Here is a 20,720-nt window from a genome sequence, read left to right on the forward strand (position 1 = left end):
GGCAGTGGTGGGGCGTGGCCGTCACCGACGATCCCGAGGAGCCGGTCCCCGCGTACCGGCGGCTCGCGGCGATGCTTCGCGAGGAGATAGTGCGCGGCCGGATCGAGCCCGACCGCCCCCTGCCGCCTGAGGAGCGCCTCGTGCGTGAGCACGGGTTCGCCCCCGAGGACGTACGCCGCGCCGTCGAGGTGCTCAGCGGCGAGGGCCTCGTGTACACGATCGAGGGGCAGGGGGCGTACGTGTCCACCCGGGCCGAGGAGACGGGCGGCGGCTGAGCGGTCAGCCGGCCGTCCCGTCCCCCACCGGTACGGCTACCCGGCCTGCGCGGACGGGCGGGGCTCGCGCCACATGGGGTACATGACCGGGCCGCCGGGCAGCCGGAGCAGTTCGGGCATGTCGACGTAGCCGTGGCGGAGATACAGCCGCCGGCTCGCCTCGCTGCTCGCCTCCAGGTAGGCCGCGATCCCTTCGGCGTCGAGCCTGCGGTGATGCTCCTCCAGCAGCAGGCTGCCGAGGCCGCGGCCGGTCCTCCCCCGTTCCAGGGCGATGAACGCCAGGTAGTGGTGCGGCTCCTGGGGGTGGAGCTTGTCCATCAGCTCCCCGAAGACGCGGTAGCGTTCGGCGTTGTCCCCCGCGAAGGACGCGATCGCCTCCTGCTCGCCGGGGATCTCGGGAAACGGCGCGGCGAACCAGACCGCCACACCGGCCAGCTCGCCCGACTCGTGGATGCCGTAGACATCGCCGTGCTCCAGCGCGTGCCCGGCCCAGATGGTGAAGAACCGCCGCTGCATCGGCAGCCGGTCCTCCACCCGCGGGATGAGCCAGCTGCTGATCTCGTCGGTGTGGAAGGTGCCCGCGATGAGGCCGCCGGCCGCCTCCGCGTCCGTCATCCGGATGATCTCGACGCTCACTTGGCGCCCCCGTTGACGGCCTGGGCGCCCAGGCCGATGTTGGCGTACACCTCGGGCCGGATCGACTTCAGCACCCGCCCCCAGACGAGGCCGAGGGCGATCGCGACGAGGAAGATGCCGGGCAGGATCCAGCGGAGGACGGAGTCGGGCTCGACCCCGAGGACCGTGTCGAAGTTGATCAGGGTGAGGCCGATGATCACACAGAGCGCCAGGATCGCCAGGGCCGGGGCTATGCGGGTGCGCCAGGTCGTCTCTCCCCGCGAATCGCGGGCGAAGAACACGATCACCGATATCGAGGTGACGGTGAGCAGGGTCAGCAGCCCGAGACCGCCGAAGGTGCCGAAGATGAAGAACATCTTGGTGACCGGGTCGAGGCCGGAGATCGCGTAGACGGTGATCACGACAAGCCCGAGCACCGTCTGCAGCAGCGACCCGGCGATCGGGGCGGCGGTGCGGGCCGAGGTGCGGCCGAAGATCGAGGGGATGACGTTCTCCCGGCCCAGGGCGAAGATGTAGCGGGCCGTGGTGTTGTGGAAGGCGATCATGCAGGCGATGCTGCTGGTCACGAACAGCACCGAGCCGATCGTCGAGACGGCGGAGCCGAGGTGGGCGGCGGCCTGGTTGAAGATGAGCCCGGTCCCCTGCTCCGAGGCGGCCTTCACGATCCCGTCCGGCCCGGTCGGCACCGTCTGCGCCCAGGCGGAGAACGAGTAGAGCACGGCGATGATCGCGATGCCCAGGTAGGTGGCGATGGGCACGGTCCGGTGGCGGTCCTTGGACTCCTCGGCGAAGACCACCGACGACTCGATGCCGGCGAACCCCGCGACGACGGTGGCGAGCGCGGCGCCCACGCCGGGCACGAACAGCGCGCCGGGGGTGAAGCCCTCGAAGCTGAGGCCGCCCGGGGCGGGGTGGGTCAGGTCGCCGAGGTCGAACAGCAGCACGATGGCGATCTCACTGACCAGCAGGATGGACAGGATCTTCCCGTTGACGTCCACGCGCAGCAGGCCGAGCACGCCGGTCAGCGCCCAGGCCACGAGCGCGATCACCCACCACGGGGGCGACCCGCCGAACCAGTCGACGAGCAGCGGCTCGGCCGCCGATCCGATGATTCCGTACAGGCCGAGCTGCAGCGCGTTGTACGCCAGCAGCGCCACCCAGGCGGTCGCGACTCCCTGGGTCCGGCCGAGCCCTTGGGCGGCATAGGCATAGAAAGCGCCCGCGTTCACCACATGCCTGGCCATCGTCACATATCCGACGGCGAAGAGCGCGAAAATGGCGCCCAGCATCAGGAATGCGAACGGGACGCCGATGACAGACGTCACCGTGTACGCCGTCGGGACCGAACCCGCGACGACCATCAGCGGCGCCGCCGCGGAGATGACGAAGAACACGATGGACGGCACGCCGAGCCGGTCCTCGGCCAGTGCGGCGGTGACGGCACTGGGCCGTTGCTGTGTGAGGGACACCTGGAACTCCGTGTGAGGGGGGTGGGAGGTCACCGGCGGCTGATGACGGCCTGGCCGACGGCGACCTTGGTCTGGGCGATGAGTCTCTGCAGGGGTACGGGGAGCATGGCGGTCGCGGCGGCCACGAACCGGGGATCGTGCTCGGACAGGACCCGCTGGGCGCAGCCCGCCGCGGCCAGGAGTCCCAGAAGGACGCAGTCTCCGGACGCCGGCGGCGTGCGCCGCTGCACGGCCAGGTTCAGGCGGGCGAGCGGCCACGCGGCCGTGTTCATGTCCGCCGGGGCCGCGGGCTGCTGCTTCAGCAGGTGCCTGACCGGCGGCTTGAGCAGCTTCGCGGCGATCATCCTGGCGGTGACGTCGGCGTAGATCGTACGGGCGAAGAAGAGGAGCCACGTGCCGACCGGATGGTATGGCTCGGCGATGACGTGCCCGAGCACTGTGCGGGTGAGCCGGTCGCCGGTGGCCTCCCGGACCGTCGCGTAGAGGCGTTCCGGGTTCGAGGCGAAGTCGAGCGCCACGTGCTCGGCGAGCATCAGTTCACCGAGCACCCCGCCGGCCAGCGCCAGCCCCGTGAGCCGGGAATGGAGCAACGGATGACCCGTCACGTTGTCGTGCAGGACAAAGTACAGGTCATCGACAAGGGACGGGCTCGAAAGATCGCTTTCAGCCACGGTCGGCGATGATATAGGCGAAATGTTCCGTCTGTCATCGCGCGAAATCACCGTTATGTGGATGACTTCGCGTTCTCCATCCGATATACGCGAATCATGCCAACCGGAATCCGCTTTTCGGTTTATGCAATTACAGCCCGTCTCGCCGGCACTCACCACGGGCGACGAAATGGGCCGGAGGCAGGCCGAAAGCGTTGACCCACGCGCTCGCCTGGGTCGAGTGCTCCGGCATGACGGATCCCGAAGGCACAGGAGCCGGCGGCGCCGAAGTCACGGCCGCGCCTCTCATCTGAGCATGGCGTTGGCGAGGATCGTGAGCAGGATCGACGCGACGATCGAGATGACGATCATCAGGAGGCAGCCCGCCGCTCCCCCGAGTGGCCGAATCTTGAAATTTCCGGGCATGGCGTCCTCCCCCATCGCCGCTCCATGTGCGCCTACCCCTGGCCTTCCTGCCGAACCGAGCGCGGTTTGTCCGTTTTGCGGCCGGGCATCGTCGGCCTATGACCACCCAGGACGACAGGGGCGCGACGGCCCTGGCCCGCGCCCACGGGCTCTTCAACATCGCGGGCGGCCTCTGGCCGCTCCTGCACCTGCCGAGCTTCGAGAAGGTGTTCGGCGCGAAGACCGACCGGTGGCTGGAGCGCACCGTCGCCGGGCTGCTCGTGGGGATCGGCTGGACGCAGATCCGCGCCGCCTCCGCTCCCGGCGGCGCCGACCACGCACGCCGTCTCGGCATGGCCACGGCGGCGACGCTGCTCGCCGTCGACCTGGTCTACGTGCCCACCGGCCGCATCCGGCCCACCTATCTCCTCGACGCGGCGGCCGAGGCGCTGTGGCTGCGCGCCTGGCGGGCCCGCGCCGTACGGCCCGAGCCTCCGTCGACCCGCGCCGGCTCGGTGTTCGCCGCGGCGGCGGCGCTGGCCGCGGGATGCGCCACGGGCGGCGTGCTGGCCGCGCGGATGCTGCGGCGGCGACGGGCGGAGCAGGGCGAGTCAGAGCTCACCCGGGCCCGCTACCTGCGCCACCCCGCGGCGCGGTGAACCAGGTTACGGACCACGACGACGGGTAGAGCGAACGGCAGTTCGATGATGGAGGAGTCATGGACCGAGGACCTGTGGAGAAGGACCCCGAGGAGTGGGCGACCGGGGACGAGCCGATGACCGCGCCGCAGGAGTCCTACCTGCGCACGCTGGCCCGGGAGGCCGGGCGGGACGTGCCGGAAGGGCTCAGCAAGGCCGAGGCCTCCAAGCTGATCGACGAGCTGCAGGACCAGAGCCGCCGTCTGAACGAGAACCGGTGAAGCAGGCCCAGGGAAGCACGCACAGGGCCGCCCGGGACGACCCCGGGCGGCCCCGCGACGTCAAACGGCGCCGTCACCCGGGCAGCGTCTCGCCGCCGATAGGGGCGAGGACCTCGCCCGTGTAGTACGACGACAGCCGGTTGGCGGCGAAGAACACGTACGAGGGAGCGATCTCGTCCGGGTCGGCCGGGCGGCCCATCGGCGCCTGCTGGCCGAACTTGCCCACCTTCTCCTCCGGGAACGTGGACGGGATGAGCGGCGTCCAGACCGGGCCGGGGGCCACGGCGTTGATCCTGATCCCCCGTTCGAGCAGCACCTGGGCCATGGAGTAGGTGAACGCGTTGATCGCGCCCTTGGTCGCGGAGTAGTCGATCAGGGTCTTGTTGCCGCGCAGGCCGTTGATCGACGAGGTGTTGACGATCGAGCCGCCCTCGGGCATGTGCCGCAGCGCGGCCTTCGTCACCCAGAAGTAGCTGTGGATGTTGACCGCGAAGGTGCGCTCCCACTGATCATTGGACAGCTCTTCCAGCGACTGCACCGGGGTCTGCGTGGCCACGTTGTTCACGAGCACGTCGATCCCGCCGAGCTCGCGGACCGTGCGCTCCACGACCTCCTCGCAGTGGCGGGGGTCGGCGAGGTCCCCCGGCATGATCACACAGCGGCGGCCCTCCTGCTCCACCAGCTTCCTGGTGTGCTCGGCGTCCTCGTGCTCGGTCAGGTACGCGATCGCGACGTCCGCCCCCTCCTTGGCGAACGCCACGGCGACGGCCCGCCCGATGCCGGAGTCGCCGCCGGTGACGAGGGCACGCTTGCCCGTCAGCAGGTCGCGTCCGGTGTAGTCGCGCATCTCGTCCCTGGGTTCGGGCGTCATCTCGCCCGTCCGGCCGGGGTACGGCTGCGTCTGCGGCGGCGGTGTGGAGTTCGGCTGCTCAGACATGCACGTCGGGTACCCCTGCCCGTCCAGGGCAAACGGGCGGCGACGGCGGGTGGCGATCGCCCGGCGGATACACACTGTTACCTATCCATCACGCTTTAATGTCCCGAGACGGGACATCGGGTATGACGTTGCCATGACACCCCGGTCGCGGATCAGTCCGCTCGACGTGGTCTGGAAAACGTGCGACGCCGTGCCCGAGTGCCTGGGCGTCGCCCACGAGCCGTACGGCAGATGCCTGGCGCACCTCACACCGGCCGAGGCGGACGGGCTCCTGCGGGGCCTGACGCCCGGCCAGCCCCTCGACCTGCGCGGCACCCTCCTGTCGGAGGACCTGCTCACGCGGGTCCTCGACGCCGTGGAGCGCCGGGTGGGCAGGGCGAGGTTCGACCGCGCGGTCTTCACCGGCCCGGCCCGCTTCGGCGAGGTCGTCTTCACGGGTGACGCGACCTTCGGCCACGCCAGGTTCGACCGTCTCGCCTCGTTCTACGGCGCCCGGTTCCTCCGCAACGTCTCCTTCCGGGAGGCCCGGTTCCTGCGCGAGTTCTCCCTGCACGACGCGCGGGTGTGCGGCCACGCCGCGTTCGACCACGTCACGGTGCGCGGCGACGCCCTGTTCGGAGGCGCGCGGTTCGGCACCCCGTCAGCCGGAGGAACGGCGAACGTGTCGTTCCAGAGGGCGCAGTTCCATGGCTTCGCGGCGTTCGACGCGGCGGTGTTCCACGGGGACGCCTGCTTCCGCGGCGCCCGGTTCCACCGGGCCGTCTCCTTCCGCGGCTCGGACTGCGGGGCGAGCGCCGAGTTCCAGGGCGCCCGCTTCGAGGGGGCGGCCTACCTCGGCCCGATGCGGATCGTGCGGCGCCTGTCCCTCGCGGGCGTACGGGCCTGCGCGCCGTTGCACCTCGACACCGGCGGGTGCCGTGTGGTGCTGCGCTCGGCGGCCGTGCTCGGGCGGCTCTCCGCACGGCTGTCCGACGCCGAGGTCGATCTGCGGGACGCGACGCTCGCCGGGCCCGCCGCCGTCACCCGGCGCTCCGGACGGCTGCGCGTGACCTCGCTCGACGGCCTCGACGCGGGCGCGCTCACGCTGACCGGGGCGGACCTGCGGGCGTGCGGCCTCGGCGGGGTGCGCCGCCCCGAGGGCCTGCGCCTGCGGGAGTGCGTGTTCGCCGCGCCACCGGGCGGGCTCGGACTGCGCCTGGGCTGGCCGCCCGTACGGTGGTGGAGCCGCCGCCGGGTCATCGCCGACGAGCATCTGTGGCGGGGATGGCCCGCGCAGGGCGCCGACGAGCACGCCGCCGGTCCCGCCGGGGAGCGGGCGCCCGACCCGGTGCGCCTGGCGGTCCTGTACGAGCGGCTGGGGCCGGGCGTCGACGACGCGCGCGTGGCGGCCGACTTCGCGTTCGGCGCGATGGAGATGCGGCGGCTGGGCAGCCCGAGCGGCCGGGCCAGGCTGCTGCTGTCGGTGTACTGGCTCGCCTGCGGGTACGGCCTGCGCGCGGGGCGGGCCCTCGGATGGCTCACGCTGGTGGCGGCTCTCGCCGCGGGCGCGGTGTGGGCCGCCGGGGCGCGCCCGGCGGGCAAGCCCGCCGTCCAGCGCGCCCGTGTCGCGGTCGTACGGCCCGCGGTGTCGGTCTCCCGCCCGGCGCACGGGCTCGGAGGCTGAGCCCTCGGAGCACGAAGGGCGACCGTTGCCCCGATCAGCTCCAGGTGGCGTTCTTGAGCGCGCCGGACAGTCCCTTGTGGTCCCAGAAGTCCGCCACCAGGATCTTCGAGGTCGGCAGGAACCACTCCCGCTGTGTGAACGTCACCTTCCGCCCCGAGCTGCCCTGGGGCTCGCAGTAGTTGGGCCAGGTCACGTACTTGGCCGTGTGCCCCGGGCCGACCTGCCGGAGCCCCCGCGAACGGGCCCGGTCCCCGAACAGAGTCATGGTGAGTCCGCCGAAGGGGCACGACGGCTGCGAGAGCGTGGGGATGTACTGGTTCTTTCCGGTGTAGCCCCAGTATTTCAGCGTCTTGGGGCCCACCAGCCAGAAACCCTTGCAGTCGCCGTAGAAGTACTCGGGGTCGGCGCAGCGCCCGGTGATCACCCTGGCCGTGTCCCCGTAACGGCGCACCTTCCACGCGGACGGGATCCTCAGGTTCATGCCGTAGAAGGAGAGGGTCGTGGTCCCTCGGGCCTGCGTGGCCGAGGCGCCCGACGGCGTCCCGGCCGGCAGCGGACCCGCCGCCGAGGCGGCGGCGGGAACGGCCAGCATGGCAACGGCGGACAGAGCGGCCAGGGCAAGAGATCGTTTCCTCATGCTCCGAAGCTAACGATCACAACTTGCGGGTCACTTGGAAGCGGCTGGGCCGCGCTCCGCCCCCGGAGCATCGAAATCTTCGATGCTGAGGACCACAAGGGTTCACGAGTGTTACACGCGTTACCTCCTGTCGCCAGCATAAGCTCAATCGTTCGCAAAACAGGAGATTCCATGACAAAGCGCCTATATGTGGCCATAGTCGGCGCGCTGGTCGTGTCGGCGCTCGCCGGCGGCTGCGGGCGTTCGTCGTCGGGGACCGCCGCGGGCGAGAACGCGGCGACGACGACGGGCAAGACCGCCAAGGACCTGGTTCCCGAGGACGTGCGCACGACGGGCACGCTGCGGGTCGCCACGTCGGAGGGTTACCCCCCGATGGAGATGTACAAGAAGGGCACCCAGGAGCTCACCGGTGTCGACCCCGACCTCGGCGCGGCCATCGCGGCCAAGCTCGGGCTGAAGTTCTCGATCACCAACGCGGCCTTCGACGGGCTCATCCCCGGGCTCCAGGGCGGGCGCTGGGACATCGTGATGTCCTCGATGAGCGACACCGAGGAGCGGCGCGCGGCGGTCGACTTCATCGACTACTTCAACGCCGGCGGCGCGATCATGGTGAAGAAGGGCAACCCGGAGGGCATCAAGACCCTCGACGACCTGTGCGGCCGCACGGTGGTGCTGGCCAAGGGCAGCTCCAACCTCGCCATCGGCGAGAAGCAGAACGAGAAGTGCGCCACGAAGATGAAGATCATGCAGAGCGAGGACGCGCCCACCGGCCTGCTCTCGATCGACTCCGGGCGCGCGGTGGCCACGATCGTGGACTACCCCGTCGCCGTCATGTACGCCAAGGACACCGGCAAGTACGACGTGCTGCCCGAGCAGTACGAGGCCGGGCCGTGGGGCATCGCCGTCGACAAGCGCAAGACGGCGCTGCGCGACGCGGTCGCCAAGGCGATGGAGGAGCTCCAGGCCGACGGCGGCTACACCGCCGTGCTGGACAAGTACGGCGTGACGGCCAACGCCGTCGACGGCGTGCTGGTCAACACCCAGCCGTGGAAGTGACCCGGGAGCAGGCGGCCGGCGTCGAGCTGCCGATCGAGGCCGTGCGCCCCGTGCGGCCCGGCCGGTGGCTGGGGGCGGCCGCCGCCCTCCTCTTCCTGGCCTGGCTGGCCTACACGATCATCGTCAACGAGAACCTGCACTGGGACGTCATCGTCGCCTACCTGGGCGACGGCAGGATCCTCGGCGGTCTGTGGGTCACGATCCAGCTCACCGTGCTGTCCATGGCCATCGGCCTGGCGCTGGGCGTGCTCGCCGCCGTCATGCAGCTGTCGGACAACCCCGTGCTGCGCGGCACCTCCGCCCTCTACACGTGGTTCTTCCGCGGCACGCCGCTGCTGGTGCAGCTCATCTTCTGGTTCAACATCGGGCTGGTCTTCCCTACCTTCGCCATCGGCGTGCCGTTCGGCGGCCCCAAGCTGATCGAGTGGCAGGCCAACGCCGTCATCACGCCGTTCACCGCGGCGCTGCTCGGCCTGGCCATCAACGAGGGCGCGTACATGGCGGAGATCGTCCGCGCGGGCATCCGCTCGGTCGACCCGGGCCAGCGGGAGGCGGCCGAGTCGCTCGGCATGTCCCACCGGCAGGTGCTGCGCCGCGTGGTGCTCCCGCAGGCCATGCGGGTGATCATCCCGCCGACCGGCAACCAGTTCATCTCGATGCTAAAGACCACCTCGATGGTCTCCGTGATCGCCGGGGCCGAGCTGCTGACCGTGGCGCAGCGCATCTACCTCGGCAACTTCGAGGTCATCGCGATGCTCGTCGTCGCCTCGATCTGGTACGTCGTGCTGACCACGATCGCGAGTGTCGGGCAGCACTTCATCGAGAAGCGGTTCGAGCGCGGCCACGTGCGGCTGTCCTCCCGGGTCCGCCGCAACCTGTCGCCGCTACCGTCCAAGGAGCCGCTGCCGTCCAAGGAGCCGCTGCCGTCCAAGGAGCCCTCGTGAACGCTCAGGACCAGCCCATGGTGCGCATCCGCGCCGTACGCAAGCGCTTCGGGCCGCTCGAGGTGCTCAAGGGCATCGACCTCGACGTCCCCGCCGGCGAGGTGGTGTGCGTCGTGGGCCCCTCGGGGTCGGGCAAGTCGACGCTGCTGCGCTGCGTCAACCGCCTGGAGGGCATCGACTCGGGCCGGATCTGGGTGAACGGCGAGCTGATGGGCTACGCCGAGCGCGGCGGCCGGCTCCACACGCTGCGCCCGGCCGAGCTGTGCCGGCAGCGGCGCGGCATCGGCATGGTGTTCCAGCGCTTCCACCTGTTCCCGCACCGCACCGCGATCGAGAACGTGATGGAGGGGCCGGTCACCGTGCTGGGCACGCCCGCCGCCCAGGCCAGGCGGCAGGCGGAGGAGCTGCTCGACCGGGTCGGCCTGGCCGGCCGCGCCCACCACTACCCGGCCCAGCTGTCCGGCGGGCAGCAGCAGCGGGTGGCCATCGCCCGCAGCCTGGCCATGCGGCCCAGCCTGATGCTGTTCGACGAGCCGACCAGCGCGCTCGACCCCGAGCTCGTGCAGGAGGTGCTCGCCGTCATGCGGGACCTCGCGGCGAGCGGCATGACCATGATGGTCGTCACCCACGAGATGAACTTCGCCCGCGAGGTCGGCGACCAGCTCGTGTTCATGGACGACGGCGTCATCGTGGAGCGCGGCGACCCGCGCGAGGTGCTCGCCGCGCCCCGCCACGAGCGGCTGCGCGCCTTCCTCGGGCAGGTCCAGTGAGCGGCTTCGACCTGCTCGTCCGGGGTGGCCTGCTGATGGACGGCACCGGCCGCCCCGGCAGGCTCGCCGACGTCGGGGTCGCCGCCGGGCGGCTGACCGTGCTGGACCCGGGCGAGGCCCCGCGTACGGGCGGCGCCGCCGAGGTGATCGACGCGCGCGGACGGGTGGTCTGCCCCGGCTTCGTCGACGTGCACACGCACTCCGACGGCGTGGCGCTGCTCGGCCCGTCCGGCGGCTCCACGCTGGTGCGGGCGTCGGTGCTGCAGGGCGTGACCACCGAGATCTGCGGCAACTGCGGGTCCAGCCTCTTCCCTGCCCTGCCGGAACGGCTGCCCGCCATGCGGGCCGAGACGCGGATCGCGTTCGGCGGCGACGTCGGCGCGTACGCCGACTTCGCGGGCTTCGCCGCCGCGCACGCACGGGTGCCCCGGGCCAACCACCTGGCCTCGCTCGTCGGCCACGGCACGCTCCGGGCGGGCGTGCTCGGCCCCGTGGACCGGCCCGCCCGGCCCGACGAGCTGCGCACGATGTGCGCGCTGCTCGACGCATCCCTGGCGCAGGGCGCGGCCGGGCTGTCCACCGGCCTCATCTACACCCCCGGCTCGTACGCGGGCACCGACGAGGTGGTGGCGCTTGCGGCGGTGGCCGCCCGGCACGGCAAGCCGTACGTCACCCACCTGCGGGACGAGATGTCGCGCGTGGAGGAGGCGCTGGAGGAGGCGATCGAGATCTCCCGGCGCAGCGGCGCGGCGCTGCACGTCTCGCACCACAAGACCGCGGGCCGGTACGCCTGGGGCCGCACCGAGCGCACGCTGCCGCGCATCGCCGCGCTGCGCGCCGAGGGCATGGACGTCACCTGCGACGTCTACCCCTACACCGCGGGCAGCACGGCGCTGGCCGCCATGCTGCCGCCATGGGCGAACGACGGCGGCGTGGGAGCGCTCACGACCCGGCTCGGCGATCCCGCCCAGCGCGACCGGATGCGCCGCGCCATCGCGGAGGGCGTGCCGGGCTGGGAGAACACGGTCGGCAACGGCGGCTGGGACCGCATCTCGGTGGCGTGCGCGCCCCGCCACCCCCAGGCCGAGGGCCGGACCATCGCCGACCTCGCGGCCTCGGCGGGCGCCGACCCTCTCGACGTGGCCGCCGACCTCCTGGTGGCCGAGGCCGGCGAGGTGACGATCATCAGTCACTCGATGGTCGAGGAGGACGTGCGGCGGGTGCTGGCCGCGCCGTACGCGATGATCGGTTCCGACGGCGTGCCGAAGCCGGGCGGGCGGCCGCACCCGCGCTGGGCCGGGACGTTCCCGCGGGTGCTCGGCCGGTACGTCCGGGAGCTGGGGCTGCTCGGGCTGGAGGAGGCGGTGCACAAGATGACCGGCATGGCCGCGGCGCGCTTCGGGCTGACCGGGCGCGGCGTTGTCCGCGACGGCGCGCACGCCGACCTGGTGGTCTTCGACCCCGCGACGGTGGCCGACCGGGCGACGTTCACCGAGCCGCTGCTGCCGCCCGCCGGGATCGACGCGGTCGTCGCCGGCGGTGAGGTCGTGGTGCGCGACGGCGAGGAGACCGGCGCAAGGCCGGGCACGGTGCTGGCGCTGTGACTCCCTTCGAGCCGCGGAAAGGAACGGACGTGGACAATTCCGGTAAGCCGGAAGCGGCGCGGCTGGAGGAGGTGGCCGCCGCCTGCCCGGGCACCCTGGCCGTCTGCGTGCCCGGGCTGCTCGGCGTGAACGAGGACGCGGTGCTGCCGCTGGCGAGCACCGGCAAGGTGCTGCTGCTCGCGGCGCTCGCGCAGGACGTGGCCGCGGGCGTCGTGGACCCGGGCGAGCGGGTGACGCTGCTCGACGAGGACTACGCGGGCGGATCGGGCCTGCTGACCGGCCTGTCGGCCCGCGGCTGGACCATCGGCGACCTCGCGCTGCTCACCGCCGCCGTCAGCGACAACACCGCGACCAACGCGCTGCTGCGGCGGCTCGGGCTCGGCCGGGTGGACGCGGCCGCCGCCGCGCTCGGGCTGGCCAGGACCCGGATCCACGACAGGATCCGCGCGCCCCGGCTCCCGGAGCATCCGCCGGCCTTCGCCACCGGCACGGCGCGCGAGCTGGCGGGTCTCATGCGGTCCCTGGCGTACGGGCGGGAGCCGTGGCAGCGGCTGCTGCTCGGCTGGATGGCGCACAACACCGACCGCGCGCTGGTGCCCGCGCTGCTCCCGCACGAGCCCGAGGACCGCGACCCGCCGCGGGCCCTGCCGTACGCCGCCGGCGTCTGGGTGGCGAACAAGACCGGCACGGACACCGGGACACGGGCCGACGTGGGCGTCATGGCCGGGGCGCGGTGGGAGGGCTACGCCGTGCTCGCGCACGGACCGGCCGGTCGCGAGCACGCCCTGGTCGAGGCGATCCGGCAGGCCGGCCTCGCCGTCGCCGCCACCGTCCTCCGGCCGCCCGGGGCACCCGTCATGCCGGTATGACCAGCTCCGATGCGGTTTCGTCGATACTGTTTCGTCGATACTGGGGGAATGCTCAGCAGCCACCGCCTCAAGGTGCTCCTGGAGGTCTTCAGGACCGGGAGCATCGCCGGAGCCGCCAAGACCCTGCGGCTGTCGCCCTCCGCCGTCTCCCACCAGCTCGCCCGGCTGGAGGAGGAGGCGGGGGTCGGGCTCGTTGAGCGGGCCGCGCACAGCCTGCGGCTGACCGCGGCGGGCCACCGCCTGGCCGGACGGGCCCAGGAGGTGCTCGACCTCATCGAGTCGGCGGAGAAGGACCTGCTCGCCCAGGCACGGGCGGACGCCGGGCAGCTGCGCATCGGGTTCTTCGCCTCGGCGGGCTACCGGCTGCTGCCGATGGCGTTGTCGTCCTTCACGGCCCGCCACCCGGGCGTCGATCTCGATCTGGTGCTCGGGCAGCCGCACGAGCTGCTGCCCGACGTGGAGCGCGGCGAGCTGGACGTGCTGGTCGTCTTCGAGCACGCCCTCGACCCTTGGAAGGCGCCGAAGGGCGTCGAGGTCGTCCACCTGTTCGACGAGCCGCAGCTTCTCGTCATGCCGCTCGGCCACCCCGCGGGACACCGGCCCCGCGTACGGCTGACCGACCTGGCCGACGAGCCGTGGATCACCACGTTCGGCACCGAGACCCCGGTGTCGGTGCTGGAGCGGGCCAGCGCCCTGGAGGGGATCACACCCACCATCCGCTGCCGCAGCGACCACTACGAGGTGACGCTCGGCCTGGTCCGGGCCGGGCTCGGCGTGGCCCTCGTGCCGAGCCTCGGCGTGCAGGGCGCGGCGGGCATCCAGGTGTGCCAGGTGGAGGGCCCCAGGCTCTACCGCCGGGTCGGCGCCGCCCTCCGCCCGACCAATCCCAATCCCGCCCTGCGGGCGTTCGTCGACTACCTCAGGGACGCCTCGGCCCGCCTCAGCGTCACCCTCCGCTAGGGAGTGCCCGAGGCGGTGGCGAGCCTGCGGGCGACTTCGACCACTGTCTCGCGGCGGCGGGCCAAGGCGGCCTGGTCGGTCTCCTCGTCGAGGACTAGGCGGCACATCCCGGGCACCGCGAAGTTCCAGGAGATCAGTCCCATGATGGTGAACAGCAGGTCCTGGGCGGCGCGGACCCGTGCGTCCTCGGGAAGGTGGCAGGCCACGCCCGCGTCCACGAGGTGGCAGACCTTCTCACGGAAAGCGTCCCGGCGCTCCCGCTCGATCTCGGCGGGCTCGTCGGACGCCTCCAGCGCCTCCCACAGCAGCAGCCTGATCAGCTCCGGGTGTTCCCGATACCAGTCGAACATCTGCCCGACCGACTCGGCCACGGCGTCGGGATCGATGGAGACGGAGATCCGGACCTCCTCCAGCTTCGCCCGCAGGACGGCGGCGAACAGCTTCTCCTTGCTGCCGTAGTACAGGTAGATGGCCTGCTTGTTGGCCCTGGCGGCCGTCGCGATCCGGTCGACCCTGGCCCCCGCCAGGCCGTGCTCGGCGAACTCGGCCGCGGCCGCGTCGAAGATCCGCCGTCTGGTGTCCTCCGCGTCGTAGGCCATGAACGAAATTAAACCATCCGGTTGACTCCTCCCCGCCCAGGCGGCAGTATCGGGGTCAGCAATAAAACAACCAGATGGTTTATTTCACCGAAAGGCTCTCCCATGAGCACTGCGACACCCATCCCCGTCCGGTCGCCGCTGCCGAGCGTGCTCTCCGGCACGACCGCCGTCGTCATCGGCGGAAGCTCGGGCATCGGGCTGGCGGCGGGCGTCCTGCTGCGTTCGGTCGGCGCCCGCGTCGTGCTGGTCGGCCGCGACCCCGACCGGCTGAAGGCCGCCGTCTCCCGGGTGCGAGGCGCAGGCCCGGCCGAGGATCCCGACGACGCCGTGCTGGGCGTTCCCGGCGACGGCGGAGACGAGCAGACCCTCGCCGAGGCGTTCGGCAGGGCGGGTCACGTCGACCACGTGTACGTCACCGCCGGCGGCATCAGCGGCGCCGGCCCCCTGACCGGGCTGTCGGCCGACGACATCCGCACGACCCTCGGCTCCGGCCCCCTCCAGACGGTCTTCGCCATCGCCCGCGCGGCGGCGACCCGGCTTCCCGCGGGAGGCTCGCTCACGTTCAGCTCGGGGATCCTGGTGGTCCGCCCTTATCCGGGAATGACCGTCCCGCTGTCGCTCGGCGGCGCCGTGGAGACCCTCACCAGGGCTCTCGCCGTGGAACTCGCCCCCGCACGGGTGCGCGTGAACACCGTCCGCTACGGCCGGATCGACACCCCGCTCCTGCGCTCGCTGCCGGGGCTGGACTCCGACGACGCGGTCGCCGCCGCCGGATCGACCGCTCCCCTCGGCCGTTTCGGCACCGCCGAGGAGGCCGCCGCCGCGGCCCTCTTCCTCATGGCCAACAACTACGTCACCGGCCAGGTCATCACCGTCGACGGCGGCGAAACCCTCACCTGACCGATTGACACAGTGTCACGATTGTCCGCTTTCGGGAGCGGCAGTGAGGGCTGGCGATCCTCGCCACGTCACGGACATGCTCGTCAGCGGCACGGAACATCCGGACGAACGGGGGTCGAGGGACGTGCGGTGCACGGTGGTCGGGGCCGGCGCCTGGGGTCTGTCCGCCGCGGCCGAGCTGTCCGCGCGGGGTCACCGGGTCACGCTGGTGGAGCGCCACGGGATAGGCAACGCGCTGTCCTCCTCCCGCGGACCGACGCGGTTGTGGCGGCTGGCCGACCCCGACCCGCTGAAGATCCGGCTGTCCCTGCGCGCCCGGGACGCCATGCGGCGGCTGGAGCGCCTGACGGCGGCGACGCTGCACCTGCGCCGGGGGCTGCTGTGGCGGGACACGGAGTCGCTGGTCCACCTCGCGGCGGCGCTGCGCGCCGCACGCCTGCCCTTCACCGAGGTGGAGGGGGCGGACGTCGGCCGGTTCTTCCCCGGCCTGGCGGGCGACGGCCGCGACGCGGTGTTCCAGGCGGACGCCGGCGTGGTGCTCGCCGAGACGTTCCTCGCGGCCCAGGCGGAGCGGTTCCGGGCGAACGGCGGACGCCTGCTCCAGGGGGAGGTGGTCGCCGTGGACGCCGCCGCCCGTCACCCCGGCGTACGCCTGGCCGGCGGCACCACGCTGACCGGCGACGCGGTCGTGGTCGCCGCGGGTCCCGGCACTCCCCCGCTGCTCCCCTCTCTGGGCGTGACGGTGCCGCTCAGGCCGTACCTCGAACAGGTGGTCCACTACGCCGGGATCGAGCCGTCCGCGCAGGCGCCCGGCCTGTTCGACGGGCCCGTCGGGGGCGCTCCCGGCGTGTACGGCATGCCCACCCCTGGCGTCGGCTACAAGGCGGGGCTGGACACGCCGCTGCGGCCGCTGGGGGCGGGCGACGACGACCGCACCCCCGACCCCGGGCGGACGGCCGAACTGACCCGCCGCGTCACGGCCATGTTCCCGCACGCGACGCCGAGGGTCGTGGACGAGCAGGTGTGCAGCTGGACCGACTCGCCGGACGGCCGCTTCGTCGTCGACACGGTCGGCAGCGCGACGGTGCTGGCCTGCGGCGACAGCGGCGAGGGCTTCAAGTACGCCGCGCTCGTCGGCGACGTGCTCGCCGACCTCGCGGAGGGCCGGCCGCCGGACGACGACGTCTCGGCCCTATCGCTCGCGCGCCTGCGCGCTGTTCCGGACGATTTTGGCAGGGCGCCGACCGCCCTCGGACGGGCGTCCGGACAGAGCGCCTGACCGCGTCCGCTCCCGCCGGCGCGTGATCTTCATTCGATCGGCGGACCCCGCGTCCGCCTCGAGGCGGACGACAGCCGTACATGATCTTCCATACGTTCCACCGGTCGCCGGGCGCGCGGTCCCGGGGTGAGACCCCGCGTGCCGCCGCCCCATCTCACGAGACATGTCACGGAACATGTCACGAGACCGAGGAGCACCTTGAACAAACGCCTGTCATTCGCCGCCGGCGCCGTCACGCTCGCCCTCACCCTTCTGGTTCCCGGCACGGGAGCGGCCGGGGACACCGGCCCCTGGGCGTCCGACACCCTGGCCGGCGCCTCCGCCGACGCCCTCGCGGTCGCGGGTTACTGGAGTGCCGACGACGACGCCGCCCTGCGCAGGGCCACGCCCTTCCAGCCCGAGAACCTCCAGCCGCCGTTCGCCAGGACCACAGCCATCCGCCCCACCGGGGAGCAGGGAATGATCGCCCCCGGACACGAACTCGGCTACGAGCCGCCCGCCGAGGCTCCGGAGGACGTCGTCCTCCCCAAGACGGTCGGCAAGGTCTTCTTCGTCGACAACGAGGGCCGGGAGCGCTGGTGCTCGGCCACCTCGATCGAGTCGGCGCACCGCAACGTGGTCGCGACCGCCGCCCACTGCGTGTACAACCCGGCCGTCACCGGCGAGGTGATGGACAAGTGGGTCTTCGTCCCCGGCTACTACCAGGGCAGGAGCCCCTACGGGATCTACGTGGGCGAGCGGGTCTGGACGCACCGGGACTTCGACGCCGACGAGGACTACGACTACGACTACGCCTTCGCCAACGTCTACAACGGCGTGCGGCTGTCCTCGATCGGACAGGTGACGCAGGCGGAGTACGACGCCCACACCGGCGCCAAGTGGACCCAGGACGGCCTGCACTACACGGCCGTCGCCCAGGACATGGGCCGTCTCGGCGACAAGGTCGGCGGCCAGGGCCTGGTCTACAACAGGCAGCCCCGTGACGTGGTCTACACCTTCGGCTACCCCGGTGGCCCCGATCTCGACGGCAGCTCTCCGTGGACGGGTGTCACGATGAAGTGGAGCTTCGGGAAGCTCGACGCCCGGTACGTCTCGACGAACCCGGCGACCAACAGCGCGGACAGCCACGTCGGGATCAAGAGCGCCTTCACGACGGGAGCCGACGGCGCGCCGATGCTGGCGTTGTACAGCAATACCGAGCGTCTCGGCTACGTCACCGGCCTGGTCAGCTATTTCGTCGACCAGGACTCGAACCAGCGGTACGACCTGATCACCTCGGCGTACTTCGACGGCGAGACCGGCGCGGTCTACCGTGAGGCCGCCCAGGTGGCGACCGGTCCCGTGACGCAGTGAAGCCGCGCCCGGCCCGCGGGACGCGGGCCGGGCGCCTGTTCCGTCACCAGTTGCCGAGCCTGCGCGCGCTCCGCTCGCCCTTCTCGTGCCGGCGGAACGCCTGCGCCATCGCCAGCGCGGCGGCTCCCAGCGCGAAGATCACGATGCCGATCGCGACGTTGTTCCAGAGAGTCGTCGCCGTGGCCTCAGCTCCCGCGCGCAGCACAAGCGGCGAGATGACGGCCCACACGCCGAGCAGCGGGAGAAGCCACCCCACGCCGTAGGTGCGCCCGAAGGCGGACGCGAGCCCGAGAGCGAGGGCGCTTACCACGAGGCCGGTGATCAGATTGTTGACGGTCATGCCCCGGAATCCGAAGAACCCGATGATCCACGGCGATAGGGCCAGATACAGGCCGGCCAGGAAGGACAGCCCCTCCAATACCTGGGCGGGGGCCGTCGAGCCCGCCCGATCGTACGTCTGGCGCAGTTCGGTGACGTCGGGATGACGCTCGAGGCCGGTGGGTCCAACCATGTCTGGTTCCGCCTTTCCTGCTGCGTGCGTTTGTGCCGACGGCCATACCCTCTAAAATCTCGACATTCTCGATTCTGATTAATAATCGCGTATTTATTCAGCAATTACTGGATAAATACGTTTCGGAGTGTCCAAGGCGACATGCGGCGGGCGTCGCCGGGGAGGGTACCGGTAGGGCCTCGCTGGAGGGCGCTCGATGGAGGGGGTCCCGCGACGAGAGGCCGGAGACGGGGCGCTGGGTCATGATCGCTGTTGTCCTGGCGGTGCTCGCCGCGGCGGCCAACGCCGTCGCGTCCGTACTGCAGCGCCGGGCCGCCCGCAGCGCCCCGGCCGACGAGGCGTTCCGGCCCGGCCTGATGTGGGACCTCGTCCGCCGGCCCGCCTGGCTGGGCGGCATCGCCGCGCTCATCATGGGCTTCCTGCTGCAGGCGGCCGCCCTCACGAGCGGGGGGCTCGCGCTCGTCCAGCCCCTGCTCGTCGCGGAACTGCCGTTCACCATGCTCATGGCGGGCCGGATGTTCCGGATTCGCGTCGACCCCAAGACGTGGCTGGCCGTCGGCGCGCTGACGGCCGGCCTGGCCGGATTCCTCGCGGCGGCGTCACCGGCCCCCGGCCACCGGCTTCCCGGCCTGCTGACCTGGGTGATCTCGGCGGGTGTGACCGCCGGGCTCCTCGCCTGCTGCGTGGCCGCCGCGGTCGCCAGCGGCGGATACGCACGCGCGGTGCTGCTCGGGGTCGCCGCCGGCCTCGGATTCGCCTACACCGCCGTCCTGATGAAGCGCACGGTGGAGGAACTGCCCGGGGGCGCGCGGACGCTCGCCGGCTCCTGGTCGCTGTGGGCCATGGTGGCCGCCGGCCTGTGCAGCCTGTTCCTGCTGCAGAACGCCCTGCACAGCGGTCCGCTCGTCGCCGTGCAGCCCGCGCTGACCGTGACCGACCCCGTGGCGAGCACGGCCTACGGCGTGGCGATGTTCGGCGAGGAGATCCGCACCGGCCCGTGGGTGCTGCCCGAGCTGACGGGCATGGCCCTCATCCTGTACGGCAGTGTGCTGTTGTCGAGGTACGCGCCGCTCAGGGAGCAGGCTCGCATGGCCGGGGCATGGCGCAACCCGAGAGCAGGAGGTCCGGGAGGAGAAGGGACTCGGCCGGCGCCGAGGTGAACAGGGCGGCCGCCCGCGCGGTGAGCGCGGCCCGCCCGGGCAGGCCGGGTTCGAGCCGGTCGAGCGCCCTCAGCAGGTCAGCGCGGCGGCGCGCGTGGACGCTCACCCCGGCGCGCGCCATCGCGAGCACGCCGTCCCTGCCGTGGCCGGCGATGGGCCGGTAGGTGACGACCGGCACTCCCGCGGCGAACGCCTCCCTGCAGGTCAGCCCGCCCGCGTTGTCGACCATCGCGTAGGCGGAGGCGAGCAGGTCCGCGAGGTCGTCCCGCCAGCCGAGGGCGGCCCCCGCTCCGGCCCGGGCGAGCAGGCGTTCCAGGCGGCTGCGCAGCCGCTCGTTGCGCCCGCACAGCACGACGGGCGCGTACCGGCCCGAGCGGGCCAGGAGCCGGGCGGTCGCCGCGACCCGGCCGACCCCCCAGGACCCCGCGCAGACGAGCACGATCCGGTCGCCGTCCCGCAGGCCGATCCGGGCCCGGACGTCCGCCGCCGCACCGGCCCGGGCCCCGGACGCCGGGAATTCGGACGCCGGGAATTCGGACGCCGGGAATTCGGGCGCCGCGAACCCGGGGCGGACGATCGGGGCGCAGCGGAAGGCCGGGCGGCCGACGGCGGCCGTCACGGCGAGGGCCGTGGCCGTGTCCGGGCACAGGTAGCGGTCGTTGCCGGGGTGCAGCCAGAGGCGGTGCACCGCGAAGTCGGTCAGCACGACCGCGCTCGGCGCCGCCAGCCGCCCCCGCGCCCGCAGGTGCCCGGCGGCCTGCGCGGCCACGTGGAAGACCGGCACCACCAGGGAGGGCCGGCCGCGGCGCACCGCCCGGGCCAGCCCCGCCGCGGCCACGACCGTCAGGGGCGAGGTCGAGGGGGCCCGGCGGGAGACGAAGAAGACGCGGTAGACCAGCGCGTACAGCCACGGCGCCCGCAGCATCACCCAGCGATACCACCACCGCAGGAGCGCGCCCAGCCGCAACGGCAGCAGGGCGAGCACGTCCACGATCTCCGTGCGCGCGCCGGCGGCGGCCAGGCGCCGGGCCAGTTCGGCGGCCACGGCGTCGTGGCCCGCTCCCATCGAGGCGCTGACGATCAATGCCTTGTCCCTCATGGCCCTCCTTCCGTGGTAGGGCACG

23 protein-coding genes are annotated in these 20,720 nt (G+C 72.3%); 14 read left to right on the plus strand and 9 right to left on the minus strand.

Going from position 1 to position 20,720, the window contains the following annotated elements:
• The first annotated feature begins 14 nt into the window (after positions 1 to 14).
• On the plus strand, positions 15 to 275 hold the full coding sequence (locus ABZ857_RS22910; protein WP_357046007.1) for a winged helix-turn-helix domain-containing protein: 261 nt from the start codon (positions 15 to 17) through the stop codon (positions 273 to 275).
• A 36-nt stretch (positions 276 to 311) separates the two neighbouring features.
• Here ABZ857_RS22910 and ABZ857_RS22915 read toward each other — a convergent pair whose 3' ends face one another.
• From ABZ857_RS22915 to ABZ857_RS22930, 4 genes are all read right to left on the minus strand, one after another.
• Positions 312 to 911 carry a GNAT family N-acetyltransferase gene (locus ABZ857_RS22915; RefSeq protein ID WP_357046009.1) on the minus strand — a complete coding sequence of 200 codons (600 nt, stop codon included), beginning with the start codon at positions 909 to 911 and terminating at the stop codon, positions 312 to 314.
• On the minus strand, positions 908 to 2,380 hold the full coding sequence (locus ABZ857_RS22920) for an APC family permease (RefSeq protein WP_357046011.1): 1,473 nt from the start codon (positions 2,378 to 2,380) through the stop codon (positions 908 to 910). The genes ABZ857_RS22915 and ABZ857_RS22920 overlap by 4 nt, the downstream gene beginning before the upstream one ends.
• 29 nt (positions 2,381 to 2,409) lie before the next feature.
• Positions 2,410 to 3,051 carry a GPP34 family phosphoprotein gene (locus ABZ857_RS22925; protein WP_357046013.1) on the minus strand — a complete coding sequence of 214 codons (642 nt, stop codon included), beginning with the start codon at positions 3,049 to 3,051 and terminating at the stop codon, positions 2,410 to 2,412.
• Positions 3,052 to 3,336: 285 nt separating this feature from the next.
• Positions 3,337 to 3,471, minus strand: coding sequence for a hypothetical protein (locus tag ABZ857_RS22930; RefSeq protein ID WP_357046015.1), 135 nt, complete (start codon positions 3,469 to 3,471; stop codon positions 3,337 to 3,339).
• A gap of 83 nt (positions 3,472 to 3,554) precedes the next feature.
• On the opposite strand from ABZ857_RS22930, the gene ABZ857_RS22935 reads away from it, so the two are divergent.
• The gene (locus ABZ857_RS22935; RefSeq protein ID WP_357046017.1) at positions 3,555 to 4,094 is read left to right on the plus strand and encodes a hypothetical protein; all 540 of its coding nucleotides are present in this window, start codon (positions 3,555 to 3,557) and stop codon (positions 4,092 to 4,094) included.
• A 59-nt stretch (positions 4,095 to 4,153) separates the two neighbouring features.
• Positions 4,154 to 4,354, plus strand: coding sequence for a DUF3072 domain-containing protein (locus ABZ857_RS22940; RefSeq protein ID WP_030508076.1), 201 nt, complete (start codon positions 4,154 to 4,156; stop codon positions 4,352 to 4,354).
• A 73-nt stretch (positions 4,355 to 4,427) separates the two neighbouring features.
• On the opposite strand, the gene ABZ857_RS22945 is transcribed toward ABZ857_RS22940, so the two are convergent.
• Entirely contained in the window at positions 4,428 to 5,291 is an 864-nt protein-coding gene (locus ABZ857_RS22945) for an SDR family oxidoreductase (protein ID WP_357046019.1), read from the minus strand.
• A gap of 133 nt (positions 5,292 to 5,424) precedes the next feature.
• On the opposite strand from ABZ857_RS22945, the gene ABZ857_RS22950 reads away from it, so the two are divergent.
• Positions 5,425 to 6,954, plus strand: coding sequence for a pentapeptide repeat-containing protein (locus ABZ857_RS22950; protein ID WP_357046021.1), 1,530 nt, complete (start codon positions 5,425 to 5,427; stop codon positions 6,952 to 6,954).
• A gap of 34 nt (positions 6,955 to 6,988) precedes the next feature.
• Here ABZ857_RS22950 and ABZ857_RS22955 read toward each other — a convergent pair whose 3' ends face one another.
• The gene (locus ABZ857_RS22955) at positions 6,989 to 7,591 is read right to left on the minus strand and encodes a hypothetical protein (RefSeq protein ID WP_357046023.1); all 603 of its coding nucleotides are present in this window, start codon (positions 7,589 to 7,591) and stop codon (positions 6,989 to 6,991) included.
• A 171-nt stretch (positions 7,592 to 7,762) separates the two neighbouring features.
• Here ABZ857_RS22955 and ABZ857_RS22960 point away from each other — a divergent pair, with 171 nt between their 5' ends.
• The 6 genes from ABZ857_RS22960 to ABZ857_RS22985 are packed head-to-tail and all read left to right on the plus strand — an operon-like array spanning position 7,763 to position 13,794.
• Positions 7,763 to 8,647 carry an ABC transporter substrate-binding protein gene (locus ABZ857_RS22960; protein WP_357046025.1) on the plus strand — a complete coding sequence of 295 codons (885 nt, stop codon included), beginning with the start codon at positions 7,763 to 7,765 and terminating at the stop codon, positions 8,645 to 8,647.
• The gene (locus ABZ857_RS22965; RefSeq protein WP_357046027.1) at positions 8,638 to 9,591 is read left to right on the plus strand and encodes an amino acid ABC transporter permease; all 954 of its coding nucleotides are present in this window, start codon (positions 8,638 to 8,640) and stop codon (positions 9,589 to 9,591) included. The genes ABZ857_RS22960 and ABZ857_RS22965 overlap by 10 nt, the downstream gene beginning before the upstream one ends.
• Before the next feature lie 17 nt (positions 9,592 to 9,608).
• Positions 9,609 to 10,361 carry an amino acid ABC transporter ATP-binding protein gene (locus ABZ857_RS22970; RefSeq protein ID WP_357046234.1) on the plus strand — a complete coding sequence of 251 codons (753 nt, stop codon included), beginning with the start codon at positions 9,609 to 9,611 and terminating at the stop codon, positions 10,359 to 10,361.
• Positions 10,358 to 11,965 (plus strand): D-aminoacylase, encoded by a 1,608-nt coding sequence (locus tag ABZ857_RS22975; protein ID WP_357046029.1) that lies wholly within the window; start codon positions 10,358 to 10,360, stop codon positions 11,963 to 11,965. The genes ABZ857_RS22970 and ABZ857_RS22975 overlap by 4 nt, the downstream gene beginning before the upstream one ends.
• Before the next feature lie 29 nt (positions 11,966 to 11,994).
• On the plus strand, positions 11,995 to 12,834 hold the full coding sequence (locus ABZ857_RS22980; RefSeq protein ID WP_357046031.1) for a serine hydrolase: 840 nt from the start codon (positions 11,995 to 11,997) through the stop codon (positions 12,832 to 12,834).
• Positions 12,835 to 12,882: 48 nt separating this feature from the next.
• The gene (locus ABZ857_RS22985; RefSeq protein ID WP_357046033.1) at positions 12,883 to 13,794 is read left to right on the plus strand and encodes a LysR family transcriptional regulator; all 912 of its coding nucleotides are present in this window, start codon (positions 12,883 to 12,885) and stop codon (positions 13,792 to 13,794) included.
• Here ABZ857_RS22985 and ABZ857_RS22990 read toward each other — a convergent pair.
• Entirely contained in the window at positions 13,791 to 14,393 is a 603-nt protein-coding gene (locus tag ABZ857_RS22990) for a TetR family transcriptional regulator (protein ID WP_357046035.1), read from the minus strand. The genes ABZ857_RS22985 and ABZ857_RS22990 overlap by 4 nt on opposite strands.
• Positions 14,394 to 14,495: 102 nt before the next feature.
• Here ABZ857_RS22990 and ABZ857_RS22995 point away from each other — a divergent pair, with 102 nt between their 5' ends.
• From ABZ857_RS22995 to ABZ857_RS23005, 3 genes are all read left to right on the plus strand, one after another.
• On the plus strand, positions 14,496 to 15,293 hold the full coding sequence (locus tag ABZ857_RS22995) for an SDR family oxidoreductase (RefSeq protein WP_357046037.1): 798 nt from the start codon (positions 14,496 to 14,498) through the stop codon (positions 15,291 to 15,293).
• A gap of 43 nt (positions 15,294 to 15,336) precedes the next feature.
• Positions 15,337 to 16,572, plus strand: coding sequence for an FAD-dependent oxidoreductase (locus tag ABZ857_RS23000; protein WP_357046039.1), 1,236 nt, complete (start codon positions 15,337 to 15,339; stop codon positions 16,570 to 16,572).
• Positions 16,573 to 16,770: 198 nt separating this feature from the next.
• Positions 16,771 to 17,925, plus strand: a complete 1,155-nt coding sequence (locus ABZ857_RS23005) for a hypothetical protein (protein ID WP_357046041.1) — start codon at positions 16,771 to 16,773, stop codon at positions 17,923 to 17,925.
• Between the two features lie 43 nt (positions 17,926 to 17,968).
• Here the strand turns inward: ABZ857_RS23005 and ABZ857_RS23010 are convergent, their stop codons facing one another.
• The gene (locus ABZ857_RS23010) at positions 17,969 to 18,436 is read right to left on the minus strand and encodes an SPW repeat protein (protein ID WP_357046042.1); all 468 of its coding nucleotides are present in this window, start codon (positions 18,434 to 18,436) and stop codon (positions 17,969 to 17,971) included.
• 242 nt (positions 18,437 to 18,678) lie between these two features.
• On the opposite strand from ABZ857_RS23010, the gene ABZ857_RS23015 reads away from it, so the two are divergent.
• The gene (locus ABZ857_RS23015; protein WP_357046044.1) at positions 18,679 to 19,596 is read left to right on the plus strand and encodes a DMT family transporter; all 918 of its coding nucleotides are present in this window, start codon (positions 18,679 to 18,681) and stop codon (positions 19,594 to 19,596) included.
• On the opposite strand, the gene ABZ857_RS23020 is transcribed toward ABZ857_RS23015, so the two are convergent.
• A complete protein-coding gene (locus ABZ857_RS23020; protein WP_357046046.1) occupies positions 19,508 to 20,695 on the minus strand; it encodes a hypothetical protein in 1,188 nt (395 codons plus the stop codon). The genes ABZ857_RS23015 and ABZ857_RS23020 overlap by 89 nt on opposite strands.
• Positions 20,696 to 20,720: the final 25 nt, after the last annotated feature.

It is taken from the genome of Microbispora sp. NPDC046933, from assembly GCF_040644635.1.
Classification (GTDB): Bacteria; Actinomycetota; Actinomycetes; order Streptosporangiales; family Streptosporangiaceae; genus Microbispora.